This window comes from Streptomyces sp. NBC_01450 (assembly GCF_036227505.1).
Classification (GTDB): Bacteria; Actinomycetota; Actinomycetes; order Streptomycetales; family Streptomycetaceae; genus Streptomyces.
Map to the genome: position 1 here is coordinate 6,146,168 of NZ_CP109480.1, position 26,246 is coordinate 6,172,413.

Below are 26,246 nucleotides of genomic sequence, written 5' to 3' on the forward strand. Positions count from 1 at the left end.
GAAAGTCGGCGGGGACGTGGGGAATACGCTCGGCCCCCGCTGGTGTTGGACACCCTGCCACCGGACGTAAGACCTTCCCTTGTGTGCCTGACCTGCCCCTTTGGGGGTCAGTTTGCCTTCAGGGGTGGGGGGTGCGTATGGTGGTAGATCGTTTGATCCCATTTGCCCGGCGCCATTGCAGAGAGCGCCGCGTGTGGCGCGTACTCTCCCTTGCCGTGGCCGGACCGCATAGAGGCGGTCGATTGCGACTTCACGGAGTTTGGGCGCGTGCCGAAGAACTCCGGAAGGTTCGCATTTCGCATGTCTGTTTCCAGTACTGATCACGTCGTCGTGCCCGAGAACAACGAGAACGACAACAACGAGGGCATCCAGGCCGTCGTCGAGACCGTCGAGACCGTCGAGACCGTGGAGACGGTCGAGGCCGTCGAGGACGTCGACGCCGCCCCCGAGATCACCTTCGACTCCCTCGGCCTCCCCGAGGGCGTCGTCCGCAAGCTCGCCCAGAACGGTGTGACCACCCCGTTCCCGATCCAGGCCGCGACCATCCCGGACGCCCTGGCCGGCAAGGACATCCTCGGCCGTGGCCGCACCGGCTCCGGCAAGACCCTCTCCTTCGGTCTGCCGACCCTGGCGCGACTCGCCGGCGGTCACACCGAGAAGAAGAAGCCGCGCGCCGTCATCCTCACGCCGACCCGTGAGCTGGCCATGCAGGTCGCCGACGCGCTGCAGCCCTACGGTGACGTCCTCGGCCTGAAGATGAAGGTCGTCTGCGGCGGTACGTCGATGGGCAACCAGATCTACGCCCTGGAGCGCGGTGTCGACGTCCTCGTCGCCACCCCGGGCCGCCTGCGCGACATCATCAACCGCGGCGCCTGCTCGCTGGAGAACGTCCAGGTGGCCGTCCTCGACGAGGCCGACCAGATGTCCGACCTGGGCTTCCTGCCCGAGGTCACCGAGCTGTTCGACCAGATCCCGGCCGGCGGCCAGCGGATGCTGTTCTCGGCCACCATGGAGAACGAGATCTCCACGCTGGTCAAGCGCTACCTGACCAACCCGGTCACGCACGAGGTCGACAGCGCCCAGGGCAACGTCACGACGATGTCCCACCACATCCTCATCGTGAAGCCCAAGGACAAGGCGCCGGTCACCGCCGCGATCGCCTCCCGCAAGGGCCGCACGATCATCTTCGTCCGCACCCAGCTGGGCGCCGACCGTATCGCCGAGCAGCTGCGCGACGCCGGTGTGAAGGCCGACGCGCTGCACGGCGGCATGACCCAGGGCGCGCGGACCCGGACGCTGGCCGACTTCAAGGACGGTTACGTCAACGCGCTCGTCGCGACCGACGTCGCCGCCCGCGGTATCCACGTCGACGGCATCGACCTCGTCCTGAACGTCGACCCCGCCGGTGACCACAAGGACTACCTGCACCGCTCCGGCCGTACGGCCCGCGCGGGACGCTCCGGCACCGTCGTGTCGCTGTCGCTCCCGCACCAGCGCCGTCAGATCTTCCGGCTGATGGAGGACGCGGGCGTCGACGCCGCGCGTCACATCATCAACTCCGGTACGGCCTTCGAGCCCGAGGTCGCCGAGATCACCGGCGCCCGCTCGATGACCGAGGTCCAGGCCCAGTCGGCGGGCGACGCCGCGCAGCAGGCCGAGCGCGAGGTGGCGCAGCTCACCAAGGAGCTGGAGCGCGCGCAGCGTCGTGCGGTCGAGCTGCGTGGGGAGGCCGACCGTCTGGTGGCCCGTGCCGCGCGCGAGCGGGGCGAGGACCCGGAGGCGGCGGTCGTCGCGGCCGCGGAGGCTCTGGCGGAGCAGGCGGTGGCCGAGGCTCCGGCCGAGACGCCGGCCGTGTCCGAGCAGCCCGCCGCCGAGCGTTCGTCCTACGAGCCGCGTCAGCGCCGTGACGACCGGGGCAACTACGAGCGTCGCGACAACGACCGCGGTGACCGTGGTGGTTCCGGCTTCCGTCGGGACAACGACCGTCGTGACGACCGTGGTGGCCGTTCGTTCGAGCGTCGCGATGACCGTGGTGGTTCCGGCTTCCGTCGGGACAACGACCGTCGTGACGACCGTGGCGGTCGCACCTTCGAGCGTCGTGACGACCGTGGTGGTTCCGGCTTCCGTCGGGACAACGACCGTCGCGATGACCGTGGTGGCCGTTCGTTCGAGCGTCGCGATGACCGTGGTGGTTCCGGCTTCCGTCGGGACAACGACCGTCGTGACGACCGTGGCGGCTTCGACCGTGACCGTCGGGACAACGACCGTGGCGCTGCCGGTGGCCGTTCGTTCGAGCGTCGTGACGACCGCGGTGGCTCCGGCTTCCGCCGTGACAACGACCGTGGCGCTGCCGGTGGCCGTTCGTTCGAGCGTCGTGACGACCGTGGCGGTCACCGTGGCAGCGACCGTCCCTTCAACCGCGACCGTCAGGACAACCGTCCCTCCAGCGGTTTCCGCGCCGGCAGCCACGACCGCCCGTACGGCCGTCGCGACGACCACCGCGGCACCGGCACCGGCAGTGGTACCGGCACGGGTTCCTTCGGCCGCCGCGACGAGAAGCCCCGCTGGAAGCGCAACGGCTGATCGCGGCACCTGGTCGCAGCACCTGATCGCAACAGCTGATCGCAACGGCTGACGCCGATCCGCTTCTGAGGGCCCGTACGACTCCGGTCGTACGGGCCCTCCGGCGTGTTCGGAGCCGGCCCGCAGCCGTTCTCTTTTTCACTACCGGCACCCGTGTGGCCGCTGTTAGCATCCGATCACTTGCATGGAGGGGCACGGCCGAGGGGGATTCGACGCGGCTGCGCACAGGGTGCGGGGAGGATCTGCCCCCGCTGCCATGCCGTTCTCGTTTCCCTGGGGAGGGACCCTTGATCAGGCGCGTGCGCGCACGCACTTCGGCGGCCCGGCGCGGCCGGATCGCACTCACCGTGGTGGGCCTGGCGGCCTTGGGCGCCGGTTCGCTGACCGGCGCGGTTCCGGCCGCCGCGGACACCACGCCGACACCCGTCCAGACGGACGGCGTGTGGGGCATCGACTACGCGGGCGGCTTCCTGACCACCGTGGAGAACACCCCGAGCGGCTACCAGTCGGTGATCGGCCGTCAGATCTCACCTGACGGCACCGCGGTGCTGGAGCGGACCCGCCGTGGGTTCGCCGACGTCTTCGCGGACGGCAGCCATGTGCAGCGGGTGCCGTGCGACGCCGGGAGCTGCGTACCGCTGCGGTCCACCGGCAATCAGCACGTCGGCTACTTCGCGGTCGACGAGCACGGCAAGGAACGCGCCCAGATCTGGCTGACCGAGAGCACCTCGGACTCGGCCGACGAACCGGCGGTGACCGGCGGCCGGTTCGTGGACGCCACCGGCCGCTACTACGTCTACCAGGCCACCTCCACCGGCAAGCAGTACGTCGACGCCGTGAACCCGTACCGCTACGAGGACGTACGGCTCACCCGCTCCATCACCGCCGCCTCCGTGTGGGGCTCGGTGCTGTGGACACCCGGCACGGGCAACGGGACCGTGACGGCGTACGACCTGGAGCAGAAGAAGACCGTCCAGAGCGTCGCCACCGGCGCGCCCTGCACGGTCAAGGAGCTCCAGGTCGTCGGCCGCTGGATCTACTGGAACTGCGGTCCGTCCGGCGCCGCGGGTGTCTATGACCGTACGGCGAACAAGAGCCTCACGGTTCCCTCCGGTCCCGCGCTGGTCGGCGACGGCTATCTCGTCCAGCACGACCGGAGCGCCGGGAAGCTGATGCTGACGGACTACCACACCGGAACGGCTCAGGCCGCTCGCGCGGTCGCCGACCTCCCGGCCGGGAACACGGCCGACCAGCGCCGTCAGACCTGGACCGTGGACAAGTTCGGCGGCGACATCGCGTACGTCGGCCAGGACAAGGCGATCCGGATCGTGCAGAGCGGGGTGCCCACCCAGTCGCTCGCGAAGGTCGAGTCGGACGTGGACGGCGACCAGGTGGACGCCAGGGTCGGCGTGGGCGGCAGCCTCACCTGGGACAGCTTCTGGCAGCTCGACAAGCCCGCCGACTGGACCTTCACGGTGAAGGACGCCCAGGGCCGCACCGACCGTGTCATCAAGGGCAGCGGTACGTCGATCGACGTCGCCTGGGACGGGAAGACGGACTCCGGCGCGTACGCGTCCAACGGCCCCAAGACCTGGACGCTGAAAGCCACGGCCGCCGAGGGCGCCGGCACGTACACGACCAGCGGGAAGTTCGCGCTCACCGGCGGCCGGCAGGGCCATCACGACCAGGGCGGCTACAACTACGGCGAGCTGGTCACGCTCAACTCCTCGGGCGGCCTCACGCTGCACTACACCGAAGGCAAGGGCGCCCTCGACTGGAAGCGCTCCGGGTCGGGCTGGCCCGCGGGCACCGTCGCCGTCCCGTTCGGCGACATGGGCAGCGACCGGTGCGCCGAGATGCTCGTCCGTATGCCGAACGGCGAACTGCGCCGCTACGCGGGCAAATGCGGTGACCCGTACACCCCGGCGAGCAGCCACACCTCACTCGGTACGGGCTGGAACGCGTACAACGTGCTCACCGCACCCGGCGACCTCACCGGCGACGGTCGCGTCGACCTGCTGGCGCGCAAGGCCTCGACCGGTGACGTCTACCTGTTCGCCAACGACGGCGCGGGCAAGCTGAAGGCGGGCGTGAAGATCCGCTCGGCGTGGACCGGCTACACGAAGATCGTCGGAGCCGGCGACCTGAACGGCGACGGCTTCGGTGATGTGCTGGCGCGGGACAAGGCCGGGACGCTGTACCGGTACAACGGCACGGGGACGGGTCTGCTCAAGGAACGGGTGAAGGTGTTCTCGGACTGGGGAGGCTCGTACAACTCCGTCGTCGGCGTCGGGGACATCACCGGGGACGGGAAGAACGACCTGGTCGTGCGGGACACCTCCGGCAACCTCTACCGCCAGGACGGCAAGGGGAACGGGTCGTTCGGCTCACGGGTGAAGATCGGCAGCGGCTGGAAGGGCTACAAGGGTCTGTTCTAGCCAATCCCACGCCGCCGTTGGCGCATGTCGATCCCCCGGCGAGGGAATCGCTGGGGGCATGACAAATGACGCCAAGGCGAGTGGGCTGTCGGACGAAGAACGGCTTGCCCAGCTCGGCTACACGCAGGTTCTCGCCCGCCGCATGTCGGCGTTCTCCAACTACGCGGTCTCCTTCACGATCATCTCGGTCCTGTCGGGCTGCCTGACGCTGTACCTGTTCGGCATGAACACCGGCGGTCCGGCCGTGATCACCTGGGGATGGGTCGCGGTCGGACTGATGACGCTGTTCGTGGGGCTGTCGATGGCCGAGATCTGTTCGGCCTATCCGACCTCCGCGGGGCTGTACTTCTGGGCCCACCGGCTCGCCCCGACGCGGTCCGCGGCCGCCTGGGCCTGGTTCACGGGGTGGTTCAACGTCCTGGGACAGGTCGCGGTGACCGCGGGCATCGACTTCGGCGCGGCGTCCTTCCTGGGCGCGTACCTGAACCTGCAGTTCGACTTCGGCGTCACGCCGGGCCGTACGATCCTGCTCTTCGCCGGGATCCTCGTCCTGCACGGGCTGCTGAACACCTTCGGGGTCCGGATCGTCGCCCTCCTCAACGACATCAGCGTGTGGTGGCACGTGCTGGGCGTCGGGGTGATCGTGGGCGCGCTCGCCTTCGTACCGGACCACCACCAGTCCACGTCCTTCGTGTTCACGCACTTCGTCAACAACACGGGCTGGGGCAGCGGGGTGTACGTCGTCCTGATCGGCCTGCTGATGGCGCAGTACACCTTCACCGGGTACGACGCCTCCGCCCATATGACGGAGGAGACGCACGACGCGTCCACCGCGGGCCCGAAGGGCATCGTGCAATCGATCTGGACCTCGTGGATAGCCGGATTCGTGCTGCTCCTCGGCTTCACCTACGCCATCCAGTCGTACGACAAGGAGCTCGGCTCGGCGACGGGCGCGCCGCCGGCGCAGATCCTGCTCGATGCGCTCGGAGCCACGGCGGGCAAACTCCTGCTCCTGGTCGTGATCGGCGCCCAGCTCTTCTGCGGCATGGCGTCCGTGACCGCCAACAGCCGCATGATCTACGCCTTTTCGCGGGACGGCGCGCTGCCGTTCTCGCACGTCTGGCACACCGTGAGCCCGCGCACGCGCACGCCGGTCGCGGCGGTGTGGCTGGCGGCACTGGGCGCCCTGGTGCTGGGGCTGCCGTACCTGATCAACGTGACGGCGTACGCGGCCGTGACGTCGATCGCCGTGATCGGGCTCTACATCGCGTACGTCATCCCGACGCTGCTGCGGCTGCGCAAGGGGGAGGCCTTCGAACCGGGTCCGTGGCACCTGGGCCGCTGGTCGCGCGCGATCGGCGTCGTCTCGGTCGCCTGGGTCGTCGTGATCACCGTGCTGTTCATGCTGCCGCAGGTCTCGCCGGTCACCTGGGAGACCTTCAACTACGCCCCGGTCGCTGTCCTCGTCGTCCTGGGCTTCGCCGCGACCTGGTGGCTGGCCTCGGCCCGCCACTGGTTCCTCAACCCCGGCCACGTCCGTACGATCGCCCGCGTGGCGGCCCGCAAGGACGCGCCCGAACCGGTTGATCCGTAGGGCTGTTCGCTGTTGGCGTGGCCGGGTCGCCGATACCCGATCGGAGTCCCGGCCTCGTCCGGCTATGCTCGGGGATGCATCGGCACGGGATCGATCCGGGCCGACGTGTGGACCCTTAGCTCAATTGGCAGAGCAGTGGACTTTTAATCCATTGGTTGTGGGTTCGAGTCCCACAGGGTCTACGGTCCGCAGACAGGGGGGAAACCCCCTCTGAACTGCTACGCAGCGTCCGGGTCGGCTTCGGCCGGCTCGGGCGCTGTTTCGATTTCGGGACCTTGCGTGCGCGATGCGAGAGCGGATGCGCCCGTGGCCCGCGGATCAGCTTCGCCGCCTTCCCGGTGATCTCACGGTCCAGCTCGGGGAGCAGGCTCGTGCAGGTGTCCGAGGTCAGCGTGATGGGGGCAGGTCGGTCGTGGCGAGGATGCGGCGGAAGGTCTCCGAGACTGTCTCGGAGTGGAGCCAGGCACCGTCCTCCTCGCTGCATCCAAGGCGTTCGCCCGAGCCCGGCATTCCGCATCCAGCACACCGGCCGAAACCCGGCGCCCAACCGTCGTACCGAAGCCGGCCGCCGACGCTCGACCATCGCAGGCTCGCCACCCACTCCGCACAGCCGTAGCCTCCAGCTCGCAGCGGCGGCGACACCTACCGAACGGCATTACTGTCATCGTCGGTAGGCACCGCGGACTCCACGTGCCCAGCTGACACCGCCAAGCCGGATCTGCCTCCGGTGAACTGGCGAACCGAGCTGTCGCTCACCCCCACAAAGACGGCGGCCGTGATGCGCGAGCCGACCGCGGAACCCCATGTCTCCCGACCGTGTGACGCACACCACGGGAACCCGCCCTGCCGCGTGGACAAGGATGGACGTGGACTACTCATTGCACACCCGGATACGGGCAGGCGACCCCGAGGCGTTCCGCGAGCTCTTCCGTGACCACGCTCGACTGGTCCACCGGCACGCGGTGCGCGTGACCGGGGACTGGACCGTCGCCGAGGACATCGTCTCGCTGACCTTCTTGGAGGCGTGGCGGCTGCGCGTCAAACTCCGGGACGAGGGCGACAGCCCGCGCCCCTGGCTCATGGGCATCGCCGTGAACGTACTGCGCAACACCACCCGCGCCGCGCGCCGCCACAAGCGGGCCCTGGAGCGCCTGCCGGCCAAGGAAACGGTCCCGGACTTCGCCGACGAACTCGTCGGCCGCATAGCCGATGCCGACCAGCTGGCTGCCGCGCAGCGGGTGCTGAAGAAGCTGAACCGGAGCGAGCGCGAGGTCTTCACACTCTGTGTGTGGTCCGGGCTCGGCTACGCGGAGGCGGCGGCCGTGCTCGGCGTTCCGGTCGGCACCGTGCGCTCGCGCCTGTCCCGCGCCCGTAAGCGGCTGAGCAAGCTGGCCGACGAAGACCTGAGGAAACGCAGGGAACCGCCACCGCGCGACGGACAAGTACAGGGCGGCCGCACTTCCGCGGCCCGGTCACATGAGTCGTACGAGGAGAGGTCCGAATGATCCGCAAGAAGTCTCGGCGTGAGGAGTCGCTGGACCACGCGGAGCTGGCCCGGTTGCTGCCGGCGCCGGGAGACCCGCACCTGTCGCTCGACCGTCACCTGCTTCTCGAGGAGCACCTGATGAGCGAGATCCAGCGCACCGCCCCCGCCCCCGCCCCTGCCCCCGCCCCTGCGCCGGCCCGCCGCCCGGCACGCCGTGTCCTGCTGATCGGTGTCCCGGTCACCGCCACCGCCCTGGCCGGCGCATTCGCCTTCACCGCGCTGACCAATTCCGGGGGCAGCGGCACGGTCGCGGCCACCCCGCCCCCGGTCGAAGCGCCGGTCGTCCGCATCGAGCCGGGCAGCACCGCCCAGCTCGCCTCCACCGTCGAGCACATCGCCGCCGCCGCCTCGGCCAGCAAGACGCCCGAACCCGGTCCGGGCCAGTACATCTACATCAAGAGCAAGGTCTCCTACCTCTCCGTCTCGCACACCGACGCAGACGAGTCCAAGACCTTGGTCGAGCCCCTGCACATCCGTGAGGTCTGGAATTCCCCCGACGGCAAGCAGGGCTGGCTGGACGAGCCCGGCTACAAGCCCAAGGGCGGCATCACCCTCGACAGCGACGTCGAGAGCAGCTTGGGCGGCCCCTCCTACGACTACCTCAAGACGCTGCCCACCGACCCGGACGCCCTGCTGAAGAAGATCTACAAGGAGACCAAGGGCCAGGGGAACTCCCCGGACCAGCAGGCCTTCGCCACGGTCGGTGACCTGCTCGGGGAGGAGCTCGTACCGGCGAAGCTGAACGCGGCGCTGTACCGGGCCGCGGCCAAGATCCCCGGGGTCGTGGTGGTGGACCATGCCAAGGATGCCGCGGGACGCGAGGGCATCGCCCTGGCCCACGTCGACCAGAAGAGCGGCGACCGCACCGAGTGGATCTTCGACTCCAAGACGTACGCCTATCTCGGAAGCCGCGCTGTCCAGGTCAAGCAGGCCGACGGCATCAAGCCCGGCACGGTCATCAACTGGACCGCCGTGCTGGAGCGGGCCGTCGTCGACGCCCAGAAGCAGCGCCCCGGCGCGCAAGGTACCGGTGCGTGAGAACGCGATCGCCTCGCTGGGACCCCACCATTGGCCCCAGGCCCCGCCGCTCCCACCAGGTGCGGCGGGGCCTGGGGCCGGTAGTGGGGTCAGTTGGGCGGGTAGAGAGCAGGTAGTTGTTGACCTGCTCGCGGGCGGCCTCCTGGGTCGCGGTGCCGGGGTGGGCGGCGGTGAACGGCGGGATGATGGCGAGATAGACGGTGATGTTGGAGTTCTGGGTGATCGGCTGCTGGTTGACGTAGATCTGGCTGTCGTCGGTGTAGTACGAGTTCAGCTGGGTCTTGAGGAAGGCCAGCCCCTTCTCCACGTCGGCGGCGCAGGTGTTGGCGTTGCTGGTGCAGTTCAGCAGGTCGGCGGCGCCGGTGGAGACGAGGACGGTGCGCACGTTGCCTTGGACCAACACGTTGCGGTCCAGGGGGTTGAGCGCGTTGAGCAGAATGATGCTGTCGGTGATCTACGGCAGTGTCACTGGTGCGGTTGGCGGGGTCACTGACCCGGACGGGAGTCCGGGCCACGGAGTGGCCGGGCATGGCGGACACCGAGCCGTGCACCTGCAAGCTGACCAGCACGGTCGCTTGCTGTTGGACGGTCAGGGTGGCCGGGTCGCTGGTGGCGTCGCCGCCTGGGGGAATGGTGACGGAGGCGGCACCGTCGAAGGTCGGCGTCGGCAACGCCTCGCGGCGTTCCTTTCGAAGTGGCCGACGCGGCCGAACTGGAGCTGACGGAGTCGTGGAGGCTGTGACTGATCAGTGGGGCGTGACATCGCGCCCGGACGGAAGCGGGAAGACGGTGTGGTTCGAGTCCCACAGGGTCTACCGAAAAGCCCCAGGTCAGAGGGATCTGGCCCGGGGCTTCGCTGTGCTTTGGGGGTGTGGGGTCCGATGGCTCAGCCCGCGGTGAGCTCCGGCAGCGGGAGCGTGTGCTGGGTCTGCAGGACCTTGGCGCGCAGGTAACGCACGTTGTGGGCGGTGGTGAAGACGCCCGTCGGGACGCGGTGGGAGACCGTCACGCCGAGGTCGCGCAGCTGCTCGGCCTTGTCCGGGTTGTTGGACAGCAGGTCCAGGTCGTCGATGCCGAGGGCCTGGAGCATCTGGGCGGCCGCCGTGTAGTCGCGGCCGTCCTCGGGCAGGCCGAGCGCGGCGTTGGCGGCGTACGTGTCGAGGCCCTGGTCCTGGAGGGCGTACGCGTCGAGCTTGTTGTAGAGGCCGATGCCGCGCCCCTCCTGACGGAGGTACAGGAGCACCCCGCCGCGCTCCGCGATCTGTTCCACCGCCTCGCGCAACTGCGGGCCGCAGTCGCAGCGGGCCGATCCGAAGACGTCACCGGTCAGGCATTCGGAGTGCAGCCGCACCAGCGGGGTCGCGCCCGGCTTGCCGAGCACGACGGCGAGGTGTTCCTTGCCGTCGGTCAGGCCGTGGAAGGTGACCAACTCCGCGTCGACCGAGTAGCCGTCGCCGAAACGCAGGGGCACAGTGACGCGGGTGCGCACCGTGGCGGTGGGGAAATCGCGCATGTTGTCTCTCCGGTCAGCGGGTGTGGTGCGAGTTGCGCCGGTTGTGCTTCACATTTGAAGCACTGCCTCGGAGACAGACAGTACACGGTGCTTTAACGTTCAAGCAACGGCTTTGGTCGATCGCGTGTCGCACGACTCACGAGGAACGTCGCCGTGCGGCTCACGAAGAACGCCGTCGCCGACTCAAGAGGAACGCCGTCGCCACGGCAGATCTTCCCCGCAGGCCCCGGGATTCTCTCCCTGGATGCCGCGCGTGATGGCCCCGCAGATCTCCTCCAGCTGCCCGACCTGCTCCGGGGTCAGCCGGTCGAAGACCGCCGTCATGACCTGTTCCGCGTGGCCCGGCGCCGCCCGCTCCAGAACGGCCATGCCCTCGTCCGTGAGGACCGCGATCTGGGTGCGCTTGTCGCTGTGGCAGCCCTCGCGGCGTACCAGACCGTCGTTCGCCAGCCGGGTCACGCCGTACGTCAGCCGGCTGCGGGTGATCTTCAGGATCTCGGCGAGGTCGGTCATCCGCAGCCGCCGGTCCGGCGCCTCGGACAGCATGGCCAGGATGGAGTAGTGAAGGTGGGGCATGCCCGTCTCGGCCTGGAGCTGCCGGTCGATCGTGTCCTCCAGGAGCGAGGTGGCGGCGTTGTACGCGCGCCAGGCGCGCTGCTCGGCGGGGGAGAGCCAGCGGGTCGTCATGCCGCCAGTGTAGGTATTGTTTAAAACTTGAACCACTAAGAGCCCTGTGCTCGGAGCTGGAGGGTGCGTCCCATGCCCCACCCCTATGTCCTGTTGTCCGCCGCCGTCTCCCTGGACGGCTTCCTGGACGACACCGGCCCCGATCGCCTGCTGCTCTCGGGCCCGGCGGACTTCGACCGGGTCGACGAGGTGCGGGCGGCCAGCGACGCGATCCTGATCGGCGCCGGCACCATCCGGGCGGACAACCCCCGGCTGCTGGTCAACTCCGCCGAGCGGCGGGCGGCGCGGATCGCCGCGGGACGCCCGGAGTACCCGCTCAAGGTCACGGTCAGCGGCTCCGGCGACCTCGACCCGGACGCCCAGTTCTGGCACACGGGCGGCGAGAAGGTCGTCTATACGACGGACAAGGGCGCCGAGCGTGCCCGCGACGCCCTGCGCGGGCTGGACGTCGACGTGGTCCCGACCGGCGCCGAGCTGGACTGGCGCGTCGTACTCGAACACCTCCACGACGTACGCGGGGTGCGGCGGCTCATGGTCGAAGGCGGGGGGCGTGTGCACACCCAGCTGATGACGCAGGGGCTGGCGGACGAACTGCAGCTCGCCGTCGCGCCGCTCTTCGTGGGGGAGCCGGACGCGCCACGGCTGTTCGGGCCGGGTGGGTATCCGCCCGGGCGGATGCGGCTGGTGGAGACGCGGCCGGTCGGGGACGTCGTCCTCATCCGCTACGCCCCCACCGCACCCGGGGCCGGCGCTCTCGCCTCCGCCGCGGACCGGCACTGGCTGGAGGCCGCCTGCGAGCTGGCGGCGCTGTGCCCGCCCTCGGAGACCGCGTTCAGCGTGGGGGCGGTGGTGGTGGCGGCCGACGGCACCGAGCTGGCGCGCGGGCACTCACGGGAAGGCGGCGATCCCGTCGTGCACGCCGAGGAGGCGGCCCTCGCGAAGATCGGTCCCGCGGATCCACGCCTGGGGTCCGCCACCGTCTACAGCAGCCTGGAGCCGTGCGCGCGGCGGGCGTCCCGGCCCGCGCCCTGTGCGCGGCTGATTCTCGACGCAGGGGTACGGCGGGTGGTCACTGCGTGGCGCGAGCCCGACACGTTCGTGACGGGGGCGGACGGTAACGGGCTGCTCGTGGCCGCGGGGGCGGATGTGGTCGTACTGCCGGAGTTCGAGGAGCGGGCCGTGGCGCCGAACCGTCACCTTCTTGCGGCCGGGTAGGAGCGGCCTCTTCTTGCGGCCGGGCAGGAGTCTCGCGGTCGTCCGCGAAAACCCTGGTGAATCGGGCCCCGCGGATGGCGTACACTAATTTCAACGACGCGGGGTGGAGCAGCTCGGTAGCTCGCTGGGCTCATAACCCAGAGGTCGCAGGTTCAAATCCTGTCCCCGCTACTGAAGGCCAAGGGCCGGAACTCGGAAACGAGTTCCGGCCCTTGGTTTTTTCCCGTTCACCGGCCCGGTTTTCCCGTTCACCGTCCTGCCCGGGTTTTCCCTGCCGACGCGACTGTCGGTAGTCTTCTCCTCACTATGAGTTGTCTTCGGTGGCTGGAGCGGCGCGCGTCGGCGCTCGCGCTGCTGCTCGCCGTGTGCGCGCTGTTCCTCGGGGCCTGCCACGGGGGTCATGACCTCGTGCCGGACGGCGGGACCGTCGTCGCCCCGGCCGGGCACCACCACGGGCGGGGCGGAGCGGGCGGCGTCAGGTGGCCGGGCCCGGACTGACGCATCCCGGGCCGAGGCATCCCGGACCGACGCATCCCCCGGTCGGCCCTCACCGCTCGCCCCCCGCCCCCGCTCCGGGAAACCTGGACGGGTGGGGCAGCAGCAAGGAGGTGCGCAGCGGGCCGGAGAGCCATGCGACGAGCCGTACGACAGGTCCGGTGGGCGGTTGCCCGAGGACCCCGTGCCCGATCCGGGGCTGGGGGACGAGCCGCTGCCCGACCCGGCCGAGGCGGACCGGCGCCGCATCTCGTACGCGCGCAGCCTCGTCCGGGTGCTGCCCGCGCTGCTCATCCTGGTCGGCGCGTTCTACGACTACTTCACCCCGATGGCCTTCGCCGCGGGCCCCCTCTTCACCGCGGGCCCCCTCTTCACGGCCGCGCCGCTCGTGGCCGCCCCGCTGTTCTCGCTGCGCGGCACCGTGCTCACCGGCCTCGCCGCGCTCGTCTCGGTGCTCACGATCCACGTCCGGCTCGGCATCGTGTTCAAGGTGGACGCGATCACGGAGGTCGCCACCGTGGCGACCGTCGGTGTGCTGGCCGTGCTCATCAACATCCTCGTCCGCCGCACCGACGAACGGCTCGCCTCGGCCCACCAGATCGCCGAGGCGGCCCAGCGTGCCGTCCTGCCGAAGCCCGACGAGCGGATCGGCGGCCTCGAGGTCGCGGCGCGCTACGAGGCGGCGCAGGCGGGCGCGTTCATCGGCGGCGACCTGTATGCCGTGCAGGACTCCCCGCACGGTGTACGGCTGGTGGTGGGCGACGTGCGCGGGAAGGGCATGGAGGCGGTGTCCGCCGTCGCGGTGGTCATCGGGGCGTTCCGGGAGGCGGCCGAGCAGGAGGCCACGCCGGAAGCGGTCGCGCAGCGGCTGGAGCGGGCGCTGGCCCGCGAGGGCACCCGGCGCGGGGGCCTCGACGCCTTCGAGGGGTTCACCACCGCCGTCCTCGCGGAGATCTCGCGGGAGGGCGGCCTCGTACGGATCGTCAACCGCGGCCACCCGCCGCCGCTGCTCCTGCACGCGGACGGAACGCTGGTCACGCTCGCCGCCGCGAACCCCGCACTGCCGCTCGGCATGGGCGAGTTGGGCACCTGGCCGGACCGTGCGGAGGAGACGGAGTTCCCGCACGGGGCCACGCTCCTCTTCCATACGGACGGACTGTCCGAGGCCCGCGACGCGCAGGGACGTTTCTACGATCCGGCCGCCCGCCTGGCCGGACGGACCTTCCCGGGCCCCGACGCCCTGCTGGTCACGCTCGCCGAGGAGGCCCGGCGGCACACGGGCGGCGCCCTGACGGACGACATGGCGCTGCTCGCCGTGCGACGCCCGTAGCAGCTGGAGGGCCCTCTTGATCGTTGTCACGAGGGGTGACCGGCCGATGTCCCTCCGCATAACGACTGACGCACCGTCAGGTAACGGCCGAGTAGGGAGCTCTGGTCAACTCGCCCGATTTCCGCCGCTCATGGTCGGTAAGTCCTGGCCAAAAGTGGTTAACGATCAGTACGAACAGCTTGGAATCCGGTACCCGCGTCTATTAACGTTCGATAACGCAGCGCGGTCGTCCCAGCCGTCACAAGAGTCGGCTCCGTGCGCACGCGCCGAATCCCGCAAGGGAACCGGGGAACCACCAACTTGGGGTGAATCGAGCGTCTTTCACGGTGGAGACACCGTGGGTTGACGCGCGTAGGAGACCTTCCTGCTCCGAACCCGTCAGCTAACCCGGTAGGCGAGAAGGAAGGAAAGGAGCACGCCCACGTGGCGTCCAACCCGACCGCCCAGCCCACTTCGTTCGCGCCGAACGACACCCAGACTTTTGGCTACGCCAAAGGCAAGGACGAGGGCCCCTGGGAGGAGTGGAACCCCACCGAGGATTCCATCCGACCCATCCGCGGCCGGCACCGCGTCTCCAAGCAGCGTGGCGGGGGACTCGCCCGCAGCTCCACGGTCCTGGGCGTCGGTGTCATCGCCGCCGTCGGCGCGGGCGGCATGGCCACCGCGGCGCCCGGCAAGCCGCCGGTGTCCATCTCGCTGCCCGACCTCTCCTCGGTCACCCAATCCGCCAAGGCGCTGATATCCGACGGCGGTTCCAGCACGCCGAAGGGCTCCACCACCCCGCTCACCAGCGCCGGTGTGACCAGCGCCGACGCCGCGCAGGGCAACAAGGACGCGGGCGAGGCACTGCGCGCCCGCATCATCCTGCAGGCCGAGTTGCAGCAGGACCAGGTCGACAAGGCGGCCCAGGCCGCCGCCGAGTCCGCCGCGGCGAAGAAGGCGGTCGCACTGGCCGCCCAGCAGAAGGACGACGCCGAGGCCAAGGTCGCCGCCGCGAAGAAGAAGGCGGACGAGGACGCCAAGCAGAAGGCCGAGGCCGCGCGCCTGGCCGAACTCGCCAAGAGCTACTCGCTGCCCACCTCCTCGTACACCCTGACCTCCCGCTTCGGTGACGCCGGTTCCATGTGGTCCTCCGGGTACCACACCGGCCTCGACTTCGCGGCCCCCACCGGCACGCTGATCAAGGCCATCCACAGCGGCACGATCACGGAGGCGGGCTGGGCCGGCTCGTACGGCTACCGCACGATCCTCACCCTCGAGGACGGCACGGAGCTGTGGTTCTGCCACCAGTCGTCCATCAGTGTCAGCGTGGGGCAGAAGGTGGCCACCGGCGACGTCATCGGACGCGTGGGCGCGACCGGCAACGTGACCGGGCCGCATCTGCACCTGGAGGTCCACCCGGGCGGCGGCAGCGCGATCGACCCGATGGCGTGGCTGAACAGCAAGGGCCTGAATCCCTGATCATCCCCGGGGGCCGGGGGAGCTACATGCGGAATACAGCCATCCGGTACGGCTGTTGAATTAGGGCATGACTTCTCTCCGCAAGCTCGGCTCCTCCGACCTCGAGGTCTTCCCGCTCTCCCTCGGCGGCAACGTCTTCGGCTGGACCGCCGACGAGGCGCAGTCCTTCGCCGTGCTCGACGCGTACACGGCCGGCGGCGGCAACTTCGTCGACACCGCCGACGGCTACTCCGCCTGGGTCCCCGGCCACAAGGGCGGTGAGTCGGAGACGATCATCGGCAAGTGGTTCGCCGCGCGTGGCAACCGCTCCGAGGTCGTCCTGGCCACCAAGGTCAGTACCCACCCCGAGTACAAGGGCCTGTCCGCGGCGAACATCAAGGCCGCCGCCGACGCCTCGCTGCGCCGCCTCGGCACGGACTACATCGACCTCTACTACACCCACTTCGACGACCTCTCGGTTCCCGTCGAGGAGATCATCGGCGCGCTGGACGAACTGGTCCGGGCCGGCAAGGTCCGGGAGATCGCCGCCTCCAACATCTCCGCCGAGCGGCTCGCGGAGTCCGTGGAGTTCTCCGACCGCGAGGGACTCGCGCGTTACGTCGCCCTCCAGCCCCACTACAACCTCGTCTCGCGCGACACCTACGAGGGCCCGCTCCAGGAGGTCGCCTCCCGGACCGGCCTGGCCGCCGTCCCGTACTTCGCGCTCGCGTCCGGCTTCCTCACCGGCAAGTACCGCCCGGGTACGACGGTCGACTCCGCGCGGGCCGAGGGCGCGGGCAAGCACCTCGACACCGAGCGCGGCATCCGCGTCCTGACCGCCCTCGACGAGGTCGCCCAGGCCCATGACGCCGAGGTCGCCACGGTCGCCCTCGCCTGGCTCTCCGCCCGGCCGACGGTCGCGGCGCCCATCGCCTCCGCACGGACGGTCGACCAGCTGCCGGCCCTGCTGGCGGTCGCGGACCTGACCCTGACGGACGCGGAAGTGGCCAGGCTGACGGAGGCGTCGGCCTGAGGCCGCCGGACAGGCCCTAGTGCCGCGGCAGGCAACGTTCGCCCCGTCGCGACGCCCGGCACGCCCTCTCGCCGCACCGGCCGAAAGCCCAAGTACGTCCGGTCCGTCGACGGGGCCTTCCGGCCGGCACTCCCCCAGCCTCCGGCCGGGGGGACCCCCAGAGCACGCACCGGACGCCGCTCCTTGACGGGCAAACATCGCCTGCCGCGGCCCTAGACGAGTCATTCCGATGTGGTCAGTGGTCATAAGCGATCAAGGATCGTATGACGGGCTGGCCGGTCTTGTGGTTGTGCCAGATCGCGGCGGCCATCGCGAGGATGCGTTGGGCGACGCGGACGGCGACACCTTCGAAGGTCCGTCCACCGTGCCGTTCCAGGTCGAGCTGGCCTTTGAGGGTGTCGTTGACCGACTCGATCAGCTGTCGCACCGACTTCAGGAGGCTCTCGCCCCTGCGCTTCTTCTCGCGCTTGAAAGAAGGACGCAGCAACTCCGCGCCCCGGAAGGCCAGATCGGCCTCGAACTCCTTGGAGGCGAAGCCTTTGTCTGCGATCACCAGCAGGCTCGGCCGGTCCGTGGACAGGTGCGGTTCGCGGTCCAGCATCGCCGACAGCACCTCCCGCTCATCCAGTTTCGGGTTCGCCAGTGCCCACAGGATGGGCATCCCGGTCGGGGTGCATACCAGGAACAGGCGCAGGCCCCAGAAGAACCGGGAGTGCGAGGCGCAGTACCCGTATCCGGCCCAGCCGGCCATGTCCGACCGCTTCACCGTCGGACGCGAGCGGCCGCACTCCACCGGTGTGGAGTCGATGATCCAGTGGTTGTCGAACCAGAAGTCCGTATCGACGGCCAGCAGTCGTATTGCCCTCTTGACCAGTGGCAACGCTGCCCGCAGCCGCTTGTTCCAGCCCGGCTGCCTGGGCACGTACGGGAACATCGCTCCCAGTCGGGAGTCCACGAACCGCAGCCAGCGCGACTCCGAGGTGTAGCCCAGCAGCGCCTGGGCGACGGCAAGGGTGACCAGCTCAGAATCCGTCAGCTGCGGCGGTCGGCCAAGCCATCGGCTACCTCCGATCTCGTCGTCGATCTTCACGTACAGTGCGGTCAGCAGGGCGTCTAGGTTGTTCGTCACACAACGAATCTTGGACGCCCTGTCTGCGTTCCCAGACACACCGTCAGCATTCGGAATGACTCGTCTAGGACTGGTAGGGGTTGTACGTGGGATACGGCGTCGCCGGGGCGGGATAGGGCGTCGCACCGGCGGCGTACGGGGGCGCGCTCGCGGGGTTCGGGGGCGCGCCGGCCGGGTTCGGCTGACCGGGCACCGGCGCGTGGCCGTACCCGGGCCACGGCGGCGGCAGCTGCGGCGGTACGGGCACGCTCGGGGCCGCTCTGTGGGCCGCGTACGCGAGAGAGGGGCGGGCGACCTCCCGGCGGCGCCACAGCTCCTGCAGCAACTCCCGCTCCCGTACGACGAAGTCGGGATTGGCGCGCCCGCTGCGCCCCCGGTGCCGCAGAAACGCCAGCGAGGTCGCGTACGCCTCGTACTCCGCGACCGAGCGCGCCGCCGCCTTGCCGAAGTGGTGGGCGGCGTACTCGCGGGCCAGCCGCCGGGCCTTCATCGAGCCGAGTACGTACGGCTCGGGCGCGGTCAGCCACCCGGCCGCCGCGTACGCCGGAAGTTCGGTCCGTACGGTCTTCAGCTCCCGCTGCCGCGTCCAGATGACGAGGAAGGTGAGTAGACCGAACGCGGGCACCATGAACGCCCCGTACACCGCGTAGAAGCCGTACTCCCCGAAGTTCGACGAGCCGTTCCACATGGAGTGCATGCCCATCGCGAGCAGCAGTCCGGTCAGGGGGAACAGGACGCGGCGCACATGCTGGCGCTCGGCGGACAGCGCCGCGACGCCGAAACCGATGCCGGTGAGCACGGTGAACAGGGGGTGCGCGAAGGGCGACATCACGACGCGGACGAAGAAGGTCGCGGCGGTGACGGAGGCCAGACCGCGGTCGCCGCTGAGCTGGTCCGTGCCGAAGGCGGTGCCGATGTAGAGGATGTTCTCGGTGAAGGCGAAGCCGGTCGCGGTGACTCCGGCTATGACGACCCCGTCGACGATCCCCGTGAAGTCCCGGCGGCGGAACAGAAAGACCAGGAGCACGGCGGCGGCCTTCGCGGACTCCTCCACGACCGGCGCTATGAGGGTCGCGCCGAGAGTGTCGGCGCTGGACGGGTCGGCGGTGGCGGTCGCTATCCATCTGGTCGCGAAACTGTTGGCGACGATCGCTATCAGTGCCGCCGCACAGGCGCCCCAGGCGAACGCGAAGAGCAGATTCCGCCAGGGGCCGGGCTCCACCCGGTCCAGCCAGCGGAACGCGGCGACGAGCAGCGGTACGGGCAGCACGGCGAGGCCGAGGCCCACCAGGAAGCCCTCGGTGCCGGTCTGTTGGCGGACCAGGGCCAGGATGACGAGGCCGGAGAGCGCGAGCAGGGTGATCAGCGCGCCGTAGCGCACCCACTTCCGCTGCCACCAGTGTGCGTGCCGCAGCGCACCCTCGGCGGTCCCACCGGTGGGACCGCCGGGATGCGTCGGGTACGCGGGAAAGGTGGACACGGCATTGACCCTAACGAGGGAGGGGCGCTGCCCGCGACGGCGCCTGGTGGTGTTCGTCCGCGGGCCTTCAGTCGCCGGATGTGTGCTGGTCTCGGTGCTGTACGCGGCGGAACAGGAGGTCGTTCACCACATGACCCTTCTCCAGTCCCTGGCCCTCGAAACGGGTCAGCGGCCGGAAGTCCGGACGCGGCGCGTAACCGCCGTCCGGCTGGGTGTTCTCGAAGTCCGGGTGCGCGCTCAGCACTTCCAGCATCTGCTCGGCGTACGGCTCCCAGTCGGTCGCGCAGTGCACCAGGGCGCCGGGCCTGAGGCGGGTCGCGGCGAGGGTGAGGAACTCCGGCTGGATCAGCCGTCGCTTGTGGTGCCGCTTCTTGGGCCAGGGGTCGGGGAAGTACACGCGCAGCCCGGCGAGTGAGTCGGGCGTGAGCATCTCCCTGAGCAGGATGATCGCGTCACCGTTGCCGACCCGGATGTTGGTGAGCCCGTTCTGGTCCGCGAGGTTCAGCAGGTTGCCCTGGCCCGGAGTGTGCACGTCGACGGCCAGGATCCCCGTCTCCGGGTCCTCCGCCGCCATCCGCGCGGTGGCCTCGCCCATCCCGAACCCGATCTCGAGCACGACGGGCCGCTCGCCCCCGAACAACTCCGCGAGATCGATCACCCGCTGGCCGTCGATGTCGAGTCCCCACTTGGGCCACAGCCGCTGCAACGCGTCCGCCTGGCCCGTGGTGACGCGGCTGCGCCGCGGCTGGAAACTCCGGATCCGCCGCTCGAAGTGCGATCCGGCGGGGTCGGCCTTCGGGCCGTCGGGGAAGCGGGGCTCCCCCTTGGCGCGGGCACGCCGACAGGGCTCACCTCCGGCGGCGGAGCTGGACCGGGGCTCTTCGGGGGAGTCAATGGAGTCAGACACAGTGAGGACGATTTTACGGCGCCCCCGGGAGCAGCCTGGCGCCCCTACCCGTCCCAGAGCCCGGCCCGTCGCCCCGGCCCGTCGCCCCGGCCCGTCACCCCGTCACGTCCCCGCCAGCACCCCCAGCGCTCTCCGCGCGACCTCGCGCCCGATCGGGAGCGACGCCGTGGCGGCAGGCGACGGCGCGTTCAGGACGTGCACCGTCCGCGGGCCCTCCTCGATGAGGAAGTCGTCCACCAGGGTGCCGTCCCTCAGGACGGCCTGGGCCCGGACACCGGCCGAGGCCGGGATCAGGTCGTCCGGCGTCACCGCCGGCAGCAGCCGCCGCACGGCCCCGGTGAACGCCGCCTTGGACACCGACCGCCGCAGCTCCCCCGCCCCGTACCGCCAGTGCCGCCGCGCCATCCGCCAGGCCCCGGGCCACCCCAGGGCCGCGCCCACCTCACGGGGCCGGACGACCCCCCACCCGTACCCCTCCCGGGCGAGCGCGGGCACCGCGTTGGGCCCGATGTGGACGCTGCCGTCGATGCTCCGGGTGAGGTGGACACCGAGGAACGGGAACGCCGGGTCGGGGACCGGGTAGACCAGGCCGTGCACCAGCTCGGGACGCGCCAGGGAGTAGTACTCGCCGCGGAAGGGGAGGATCCGCATGCCGGGCTCGTCCCCGGCCAGGCGCGCGATCTCGTCGCACTGCAGTCCCGCGCAGTTGACCAGCACCCGTCCCCGCACGACCGCCCCGTCCTCCGTACGGACGGCGACACCGAGCGCGGGCCGGCGGTCGATGCGGTCGACCCGCGCCCCGTAGCGGATCTCCGCCCCGGAGGACTCGGCGAGCTGCCGGGCCACGGCGACGAAGTCGCACACCCCCGTCGTGCCGACGTGGATCGCGGCGAGTCCGCGCACCTCCGGCTCGTACTCCGCGATCTGGGCGGGGCCCAGTTCCCGTACCGGAATCCCGTTCTCCCGGCCGCGCTGTACGAGCCCGTGCAGACGGGGCAGCTCCGCCTTCTCCGTGGCGACGATCAGCTTTCCGGTGACGGCATGCGCGATGTCGTACTCCGCGCAGAACTTCACCATCTCGGCGGCGCCCCGCACGGCGTACCGCGCCTTCAGCGAGCCGGGCCGGTAGTAGATCCCGCTGTGGATCACCCCGCTGTTGTGCCCCGTCTGATGACGGGCGGGACCGCGCTCCTTCTCCAGCACGGTCACCCGCGTGCCGGGCGCGGCGCGCGTGATCGCATACGCCGTCGCCAGGCCGACGATCCCGCCGCCGATCACCAGCACATCGCAGTCGTGAGCGACCCGCACCTGTTCCACCTCCCGGCTTCAAGAGTGCACTGCGCCACTGACAATGCCTTCAAACCCAGGAAGCGGGCCGCGCCCCCGAAGGGGCGCGGGGAACTGTGTGCTCAGCCACACACGGCCCGCAGCCGGCCACGGCCTTCCCAGCGGGGCGACTACGCGGGAGCCATCAGCAGCGGCCGTGCCCGCTCCCTCAGCTCCACCACACGCGGTTCGTCGCCGTAGGGCTCCAGACGGTGCAGAAGGTCCTTCACGTACTCCGTCGTGCGCGCGGAGGAAATCCGCCCGGCGACCTCCACCGCCCGTACGCCCTGCTCGCATGCCGCGTCGAGATTGCCCGACTCGAGTTCGGCGACCGCCGACACCACCAGACGCAGACCGTGGGAGCGTACGAACTCCTCCGTCGGCTTCGACAGTGCCTGCTCGGTGAAGCGGCGCACCTGACGTGGCGCCTTCAGATCGCGGTAGCACTCGGCCGCGTCGGCGGCGAAACGGTCGTACGAGTAGAAGCCGAGCCAGCTCGGGTCGTGGTCGCCGTCCCGGGCCCGCTCCAGCCAGCCCTCGGCGGCCTTCAGGGCACCGCCGGCCGCCTGGGCGTCACCCGCGCGCGCATGGGCGCGTGCCTCGACGAGGCGGAAGAAGCTCATGGTGCGGGCGGTGGCGAGGCCCCGGTTGCGCTCCAGGGCGGCCTGGGCGAGGTCGACGCCCTCGTCGCCGAAGCCGCGGTAGGTCGCCTGGAGGGACATGGAGGCCAGTACGTAGCCCCCCAGGGGGACGTCGGCGGCCGCTCGGGCCAGGCGCAGGGCCTGGATGTAGTAGCGCTGGGCGGCCTCCTGCTGGCCCGTGTCGAAGGCCATCCAGCCCGCCAGGCGGGTCAGCTCGGCACTCGCCCCGAACAGAGCTCTGCCCACTTCGTCGGAGTAGGCGCCGAGCAGCAGTGGCGCCGCCTCGACCCGCAGACATTCCGGCACCATCGACGAACGCCAGTCGCCCCCTCCGTACTTGGAGTCCCAGCGCCTGGCGTCCTCTGCTGCCTCGCGGAGCTTCTGCACATCGCTGTGGCCGACTTTCAGTGGTGCCCCGGAGCCCTCGGAAGGGTTCACGTCCCGCGCCACCGAACTGTCGGCCGGGGTTATCAGCCACCGTGAAGCGGGGGTCGCGTAAGCGCTCACTGCGAAGGATCCCGCCAAAGACTGCCAGATACCGCCGCTGCCGGCCCGGCGGCCGGCGAGGTCGAGGCGGTACAGCTCGGTGGCCGAGCGCACCGCCTGCCCGACGTCACGGGGGAAGGCGAGGCCCACTTCGGGCGCGGGATCCGCGTCCGCCAGGCCGATCTCGTGGAGCGGCACCGGGCGGCCGAGCTTCTGACCGATGGCGGCCGCGATGAGATGCGGCGCCGCACCCTGCGGCACCATTCCCTTCGACACCCAGCGCGCCACCGACGTCTTGTCGTAGCGAAGAGTCAACCCGCGTTGGGCGCCAAGATCGTTGACGCGCCGCGCGAGTCCTGCGTTGCTGATTCCCGCGAGGGCGAGAACGGCGCCGAGTTTTTCGTTCGGCCCGCGTTGCTCCCTGGACATGCGCCACCCCTCGACACAGACGGCTGCCGCGCTGGCATAACCATGCGGCATTCGTAAACCCAGCGTAGTTCGCCGCATCCCAAGCGTTAAGGGGCGTTGTTCCGGATGGCGGGATTGTGGTCCGTACGGAAGTACGGACGGTTGCATCGTGCTCCCGCTGTGTGGCTGTGCGCCCGTCCGTGCGCTCTTCTCCGGCCACCTGGGGAGCGCTTCCATGGATCACGCGTGGGTCGGCCCGCTGTACTGGATCCAGTGGGCTGGGGGACACCGCCGCCTACATCCCCGCGGGCGGCGGACCGGTCCGGGAGGCGAACTCCGCCTCCCGGACTGTGCGTTGCCGGAGCGGTGCGCAGGGCCTGTACGGAGCGTGCGCACGCCTGTCCCCCCGCAGCCGATTTGGCCGAAAATCGACGGTGGCCTTTGCGGGCAAATAGCGCTCCGACCACGTCACTTGAGGGCGCATGAGGTGCTTTCGGGGAGCGTACCGGGGGCGCATTCGCGTCGCCGATCCACCCCCGCCCACTCGTCGTTCCTGGTGAGTCTCCCGTGATCGCCTTGCCTCGGGCGGGTGTTCGCATCTGCTTCGGATCGGCTTTGCAGCGGCCTCCCAACGGCGCGAACGGATTCGCGGGGGGCGCATTCCAGGGGGCGCAAGCCGTCGCAGCGGCCCTCCCATCCGCGTTCTTCGTGGCAGCATGGAGCCGAGTTCGTACGGTGCACTGGTTGTCCACAGCCTGTGGAGGCGTCGATGCGGTGGTTGGTGGGGTGGAGCAGTACCGCCGCCAGAGCGCTCGAGACCGGCTCGGCGGGCGCCACCGGAAGCGACGGCGAGACCGTGCACCCGGTGGGCTCCCAACTCCTGTGGGGCGACCCCGATCCGCTCTGGGCGGTCGGCGACTGGCGCCCCGACGAGGTCCGCGTCATCAAGGCCGACGCGCAGAACCGGATCGCGGTCCTCGGCACCTGCGGGGCGAGCGACGAGGAACTCAAGGTCGGTCTCTTCGCCGCGCGCGGCGGGGCACTGCGCCACCTCACCGCCTGGTCCGGCAGCTACACCGCCGTCGTCCAGGTCGGCCGGCGCACCACCGTCGCCGGTGACCTCGCGGGCGCACGGCCCGTCTTCTACACCCCCTGGGCGGGCGGTACGGCCTACGCGACCGCCGCCCTGCCCCTCGCCGACCTCATCGAGGCCAACCTCGACTTCGGGCACCTGGCCGCGCTGCTCGCCGCCCCCGACGTACCGGCCGCGGTCCACGACTCGACCCCGTACGACGGCGTGCGGCGCATTCCGCCGGGGCATGCGCTGATCCTGCGCGCGGGTGCCCGCGAGATCGCCGGCTACGAGCCCGTCGCCTCCCTCGCCGTCGCCGCGCCCACCGCGGACCCCGACAGGGCGGTGGACGGCGTCCGGGACGCCCTCGTGGAGGCCGTACGCGCGCGTCTCGCCGCTCCCCGGCACGTACCCGGGAGCGACATCGACCCCGGGCCCGTACCCGGGATGGGGCCCGCGGAGCGGCGCGCGGCGCGCGGGATGCCCGTACCGGGAATCGGGGCCGACCTCTCCGGAGGGCCCGCTTCCGGGACGCTGGCCCTGCTCGCGGCGGGGCTGCCGGGGGCGCCCGGCACGGTCCTGGGGCACGGCACGGGCGCCGGTGAGCGGCTCCTCGCCGTCACCTTCAACGACCTCGCCGTGCGCGGACGGGAGGCGGAGGTGGAGCGGGCCGGGACGCTCGCCGCGAACCCCCGGCTGCACCACGTGGTCGTCGCCGGGGGCGAGGAGACGCTTCCGTACGCCGACCTGGAGGGGCCGCTGACGGACGAGCCGGGGCCGTCGCTGGTGACGGCGGCCCGGCACCGCGCGCGGCTGTCCTCCGGCAGCGCGGACCACTTCACCGGATACGGGGCCCGGCAGGTGCTGGACGCGCACCCCGCCCGGCTGGCCGACCTGCTGATGGACCGCAAGAGACGCCATCTGGTGCGCCCCGTCGCCGCGCTGGCGAAGGCGGACGGGTCCGTCATGGTCCCCGCACGCGTGTACGGCGCCGCGCGCAAGCTCGCCCGTACGCCGTACCGGACCGGCGTCGACGTCCTCGCCGACCGGCTGCTGCACCGGCGCTTCGAGGAACCGGGCGGCGCGGTGGGTGCGTCGCTCGCTGCGCTCGCCTGGGCCAGGCCTGGCCCCGCGGCGCGTTGGCTGACCGGTGAGGCGTTGGCTGAAGTATCGGTTCGCCTACAAGGAGCCGCAGGTCGGACGGGGGTGGTCGGTCCCGGGCAGCGGCCCGGTGACTTCCGTGCCCGGGCGGCGCTCGCGCGCCACGCCGCCGATCTTCGCGTCCTGGAGCAGGCCGCCGAGATCCGCTTCCAGCGGCTGCACGCGCCGTTCCTGGACAACCAGGTCGTGCGCGCGTGCCGTGAGTTGCCGGAGGCGCTGCGGGTTCAGCCCGGGGCGCGTGCGGCGATCCTGCGGACCGTCCTGGAGGGCGCCGGGGTGGCCGACCTGCCGCCCGGCTGGGGCGCGCCGTCGCATGCGTCGTCGGCGGCGGCCGCGCGAACGGGGCTGCGGGTGGCCGCGGATTCCCTGATCGCCTTGTTCGACACCCCTCTGCTGGCGCAGGCGGGGCTCGTCGAGGCACGGGTCGTCCGCAAGGCCCTGCGGGCGGCCGCGGCGGGGGAGCCGCTGCCGCTGGACGGGCTCGCGGATCTGGTCTCCCTGGAACTGTGGCTGCGCCGCCTGCTGGCCCGCCGCGGCACCTGCTGGACGGGCACGCCCGCCCGGCAACGGGCCGTACCCGCGGGGATCGTGCCGCAGGGGCGGGCGTTGGGGGCGGGGGCCGGGGGGCGGGGCTAGGGCCCGGGTCGTCGTGCGGCTGTCGTGCGGCCGTCGTGCGGCCGTCGGTGGGTCGGGGCCGTGCCGGTACGTCGAGCACGTCGCCGCC

General features: G+C 70.8%; 19 protein-coding genes, 2 tRNA genes and 1 riboswitch. Of the genes, 13 read left to right on the forward strand and 8 right to left on the reverse strand.

The genetic code is table 11. The features are described 5' to 3' along the window. Window positions 1-300 precede the first annotated feature (300 nt). The 6 genes from OG568_RS27465 (at window position 301) to OG568_RS27490 (ending at window position 9,199) form a co-directional block, all read left to right on the forward strand. The gene (locus OG568_RS27465; protein ID WP_329533476.1) at window positions 301-2,583 is read left to right on the forward strand and encodes a DEAD/DEAH box helicase; all 2,283 of its coding nucleotides are present in this window, start codon (window positions 301-303) and stop codon (window positions 2,581-2,583) included. A 299-nt stretch (window positions 2,584-2,882) separates the two neighbouring features. Then, window positions 2,883-5,021 carry an FG-GAP-like repeat-containing protein gene (locus tag OG568_RS27470; protein ID WP_329533477.1) on the forward strand — a complete coding sequence of 713 codons (2,139 nt, stop codon included), beginning with the start codon at window positions 2,883-2,885 and terminating at the stop codon, window positions 5,019-5,021. 58 nt (window positions 5,022-5,079) lie between these two features. After that, a complete protein-coding gene (locus OG568_RS27475; protein WP_329533478.1) occupies window positions 5,080-6,615 on the forward strand; it encodes an amino acid permease in 1,536 nt (511 codons plus the stop codon). A gap of 109 nt (window positions 6,616-6,724) precedes the next feature. Next, window positions 6,725-6,797: transfer RNA gene (locus OG568_RS27480), tRNA-Lys, on the forward strand. Between the two features lie 678 nt (window positions 6,798-7,475). Continuing rightward, on the forward strand, window positions 7,476-8,120 hold the full coding sequence (locus tag OG568_RS27485) for an RNA polymerase sigma factor (RefSeq protein ID WP_443077772.1): 645 nt from the start codon (window positions 7,476-7,478) through the stop codon (window positions 8,118-8,120). Then, on the forward strand, window positions 8,117-9,199 hold the full coding sequence (locus OG568_RS27490) for a CU044_5270 family protein (RefSeq protein ID WP_329533480.1): 1,083 nt from the start codon (window positions 8,117-8,119) through the stop codon (window positions 9,197-9,199). The genes OG568_RS27485 and OG568_RS27490 overlap by 4 nt, the downstream gene beginning before the upstream one ends. Here the strand turns inward: OG568_RS27490 and OG568_RS27495 are convergent. The 3 genes from OG568_RS27495 to OG568_RS27505 form a co-directional block, all read right to left on the reverse strand. After that, window positions 9,120-9,602 (reverse strand): hypothetical protein, encoded by a 483-nt coding sequence (locus tag OG568_RS27495; RefSeq protein WP_329533481.1) that lies wholly within the window; start codon window positions 9,600-9,602, stop codon window positions 9,120-9,122. The genes OG568_RS27490 and OG568_RS27495 overlap by 80 nt on opposite strands. Before the next feature lie 483 nt (window positions 9,603-10,085). Then, window positions 10,086-10,712 (reverse strand): GTP cyclohydrolase II, encoded by a 627-nt coding sequence (locus tag OG568_RS27500; RefSeq protein ID WP_266433017.1) that lies wholly within the window; start codon window positions 10,710-10,712, stop codon window positions 10,086-10,088. A 183-nt stretch (window positions 10,713-10,895) separates the two neighbouring features. Then, window positions 10,896-11,399 (reverse strand): MarR family winged helix-turn-helix transcriptional regulator, encoded by a 504-nt coding sequence (locus OG568_RS27505; protein WP_266626112.1) that lies wholly within the window; start codon window positions 11,397-11,399, stop codon window positions 10,896-10,898. Window positions 11,400-11,471: 72 nt separating this feature from the next. Here OG568_RS27505 and OG568_RS27510 point away from each other — a divergent pair, with 72 nt between their 5' ends. The 6 genes from OG568_RS27510 to OG568_RS27535 all read left to right on the forward strand — a co-directional run bounded on the left by OG568_RS27510 (window position 11,472) and on the right by OG568_RS27535 (window position 16,912). Further along, window positions 11,472-12,614, forward strand: coding sequence for a dihydrofolate reductase family protein (locus OG568_RS27510; protein WP_329533482.1), 1,143 nt, complete (start codon window positions 11,472-11,474; stop codon window positions 12,612-12,614). Window positions 12,615-12,711: 97 nt separating this feature from the next. Then, window positions 12,712-12,785 (forward strand) — tRNA-Met (locus OG568_RS27515). A gap of 135 nt (window positions 12,786-12,920) precedes the next feature. Continuing rightward, window positions 12,921-13,112 (forward strand): hypothetical protein, encoded by a 192-nt coding sequence (locus OG568_RS27520; protein WP_266433023.1) that lies wholly within the window; start codon window positions 12,921-12,923, stop codon window positions 13,110-13,112. A gap of 166 nt (window positions 13,113-13,278) precedes the next feature. Beyond that, window positions 13,279-14,439 (forward strand): PP2C family protein-serine/threonine phosphatase, encoded by a 1,161-nt coding sequence (locus OG568_RS27525; RefSeq protein ID WP_329533483.1) that lies wholly within the window; start codon window positions 13,279-13,281, stop codon window positions 14,437-14,439. Window positions 14,440-14,693: 254 nt separating this feature from the next. Continuing rightward, a riboswitch (cyclic di-AMP (ydaO/yuaA leader) is annotated at window positions 14,694-14,851 on the forward strand. An 11-nt stretch (window positions 14,852-14,862) separates the two neighbouring features. Continuing rightward, window positions 14,863-15,900 (forward strand): M23 family metallopeptidase, encoded by a 1,038-nt coding sequence (locus OG568_RS27530; RefSeq protein ID WP_329533485.1) that lies wholly within the window; start codon window positions 14,863-14,865, stop codon window positions 15,898-15,900. Window positions 15,901-15,967: 67 nt separating this feature from the next. Next, window positions 15,968-16,912, forward strand: a complete 945-nt coding sequence (locus tag OG568_RS27535) for an aldo/keto reductase (protein ID WP_266433030.1) — start codon at window positions 15,968-15,970, stop codon at window positions 16,910-16,912. Window positions 16,913-17,147: 235 nt separating this feature from the next. Here the strand turns inward: OG568_RS27535 and OG568_RS27540 are convergent, their stop codons facing one another. From OG568_RS27540 to OG568_RS27560, 5 genes are all read right to left on the reverse strand, one after another. Beyond that, window positions 17,148-18,041: an IS982 family transposase gene (locus tag OG568_RS27540; protein ID WP_329532835.1), complete on the reverse strand. Its 894-nt coding sequence runs from the start codon at window positions 18,039-18,041 to the stop codon at window positions 17,148-17,150. 64 nt (window positions 18,042-18,105) lie between these two features. Continuing rightward, window positions 18,106-19,521: a PrsW family intramembrane metalloprotease gene (locus OG568_RS27545; RefSeq protein WP_329533486.1), complete on the reverse strand. Its 1,416-nt coding sequence runs from the start codon at window positions 19,519-19,521 to the stop codon at window positions 18,106-18,108. 67 nt (window positions 19,522-19,588) lie between these two features. Then, window positions 19,589-20,428, reverse strand: a complete 840-nt coding sequence (gene trmB / locus OG568_RS27550; RefSeq protein WP_329533487.1) for a tRNA (guanosine(46)-N7)-methyltransferase TrmB — start codon at window positions 20,426-20,428, stop codon at window positions 19,589-19,591. A gap of 102 nt (window positions 20,429-20,530) precedes the next feature. After that, window positions 20,531-21,736: an L-2-hydroxyglutarate oxidase gene (gene lhgO / locus OG568_RS27555; RefSeq protein WP_443077773.1), complete on the reverse strand. Its 1,206-nt coding sequence runs from the start codon at window positions 21,734-21,736 to the stop codon at window positions 20,531-20,533. Window positions 21,737-21,885: 149 nt separating this feature from the next. Then, the gene (locus OG568_RS27560; protein WP_099921857.1) at window positions 21,886-23,310 is read right to left on the reverse strand and encodes an MFS transporter; all 1,425 of its coding nucleotides are present in this window, start codon (window positions 23,308-23,310) and stop codon (window positions 21,886-21,888) included. Between the two features lie 748 nt (window positions 23,311-24,058). Between OG568_RS27560 and OG568_RS27565 the strand changes: the two genes are divergently transcribed. Beyond that, window positions 24,059-26,158 carry an asparagine synthase-related protein gene (locus OG568_RS27565; RefSeq protein ID WP_266433040.1) on the forward strand — a complete coding sequence of 700 codons (2,100 nt, stop codon included), beginning with the start codon at window positions 24,059-24,061 and terminating at the stop codon, window positions 26,156-26,158. Window positions 26,159-26,246: the final 88 nt, after the last annotated feature.

What these genes read in the sequence shown, in the direction of transcription:
- OG568_RS27560 (WP_099921857.1), bottom strand. Translation starts at nt 23,310, where the DNA reads ATGTCCAGGGAGCAACGCGGGCCGAACGAAAAACTCGGCGCCGTTCTC.
- OG568_RS27500 (WP_266433017.1), bottom strand. Translation starts at nt 10,712, where the DNA reads ATGCGCGATTTCCCCACCGCCACGGTGCGCACCCGCGTCACTGTGCCC.
- OG568_RS27475 (WP_329533478.1), top strand. Translation starts at nt 5,080, where the DNA reads ATGACAAATGACGCCAAGGCGAGTGGGCTGTCGGACGAAGAACGGCTT.
- OG568_RS27465 (WP_329533476.1), top strand. Translation starts at nt 301, where the DNA reads ATGTCTGTTTCCAGTACTGATCACGTCGTCGTGCCCGAGAACAACGAG.
- OG568_RS27485 (WP_443077772.1), top strand. Translation starts at nt 7,476, where the DNA reads ATGGACGTGGACTACTCATTGCACACCCGGATACGGGCAGGCGACCCC.
- OG568_RS27505 (WP_266626112.1), bottom strand. Translation starts at nt 11,399, where the DNA reads ATGACGACCCGCTGGCTCTCCCCCGCCGAGCAGCGCGCCTGGCGCGCG.
- OG568_RS27490 (WP_329533480.1), top strand. Translation starts at nt 8,117, where the DNA reads ATGATCCGCAAGAAGTCTCGGCGTGAGGAGTCGCTGGACCACGCGGAG.
- OG568_RS27510 (WP_329533482.1), top strand. Translation starts at nt 11,472, where the DNA reads ATGCCCCACCCCTATGTCCTGTTGTCCGCCGCCGTCTCCCTGGACGGC.
- OG568_RS27565 (WP_266433040.1), top strand. Translation starts at nt 24,059, where the DNA reads ATGCGGTGGTTGGTGGGGTGGAGCAGTACCGCCGCCAGAGCGCTCGAG.
- OG568_RS27520 (WP_266433023.1), top strand. Translation starts at nt 12,921, where the DNA reads ATGAGTTGTCTTCGGTGGCTGGAGCGGCGCGCGTCGGCGCTCGCGCTG.
- OG568_RS27535 (WP_266433030.1), top strand. Translation starts at nt 15,968, where the DNA reads ATGACTTCTCTCCGCAAGCTCGGCTCCTCCGACCTCGAGGTCTTCCCG.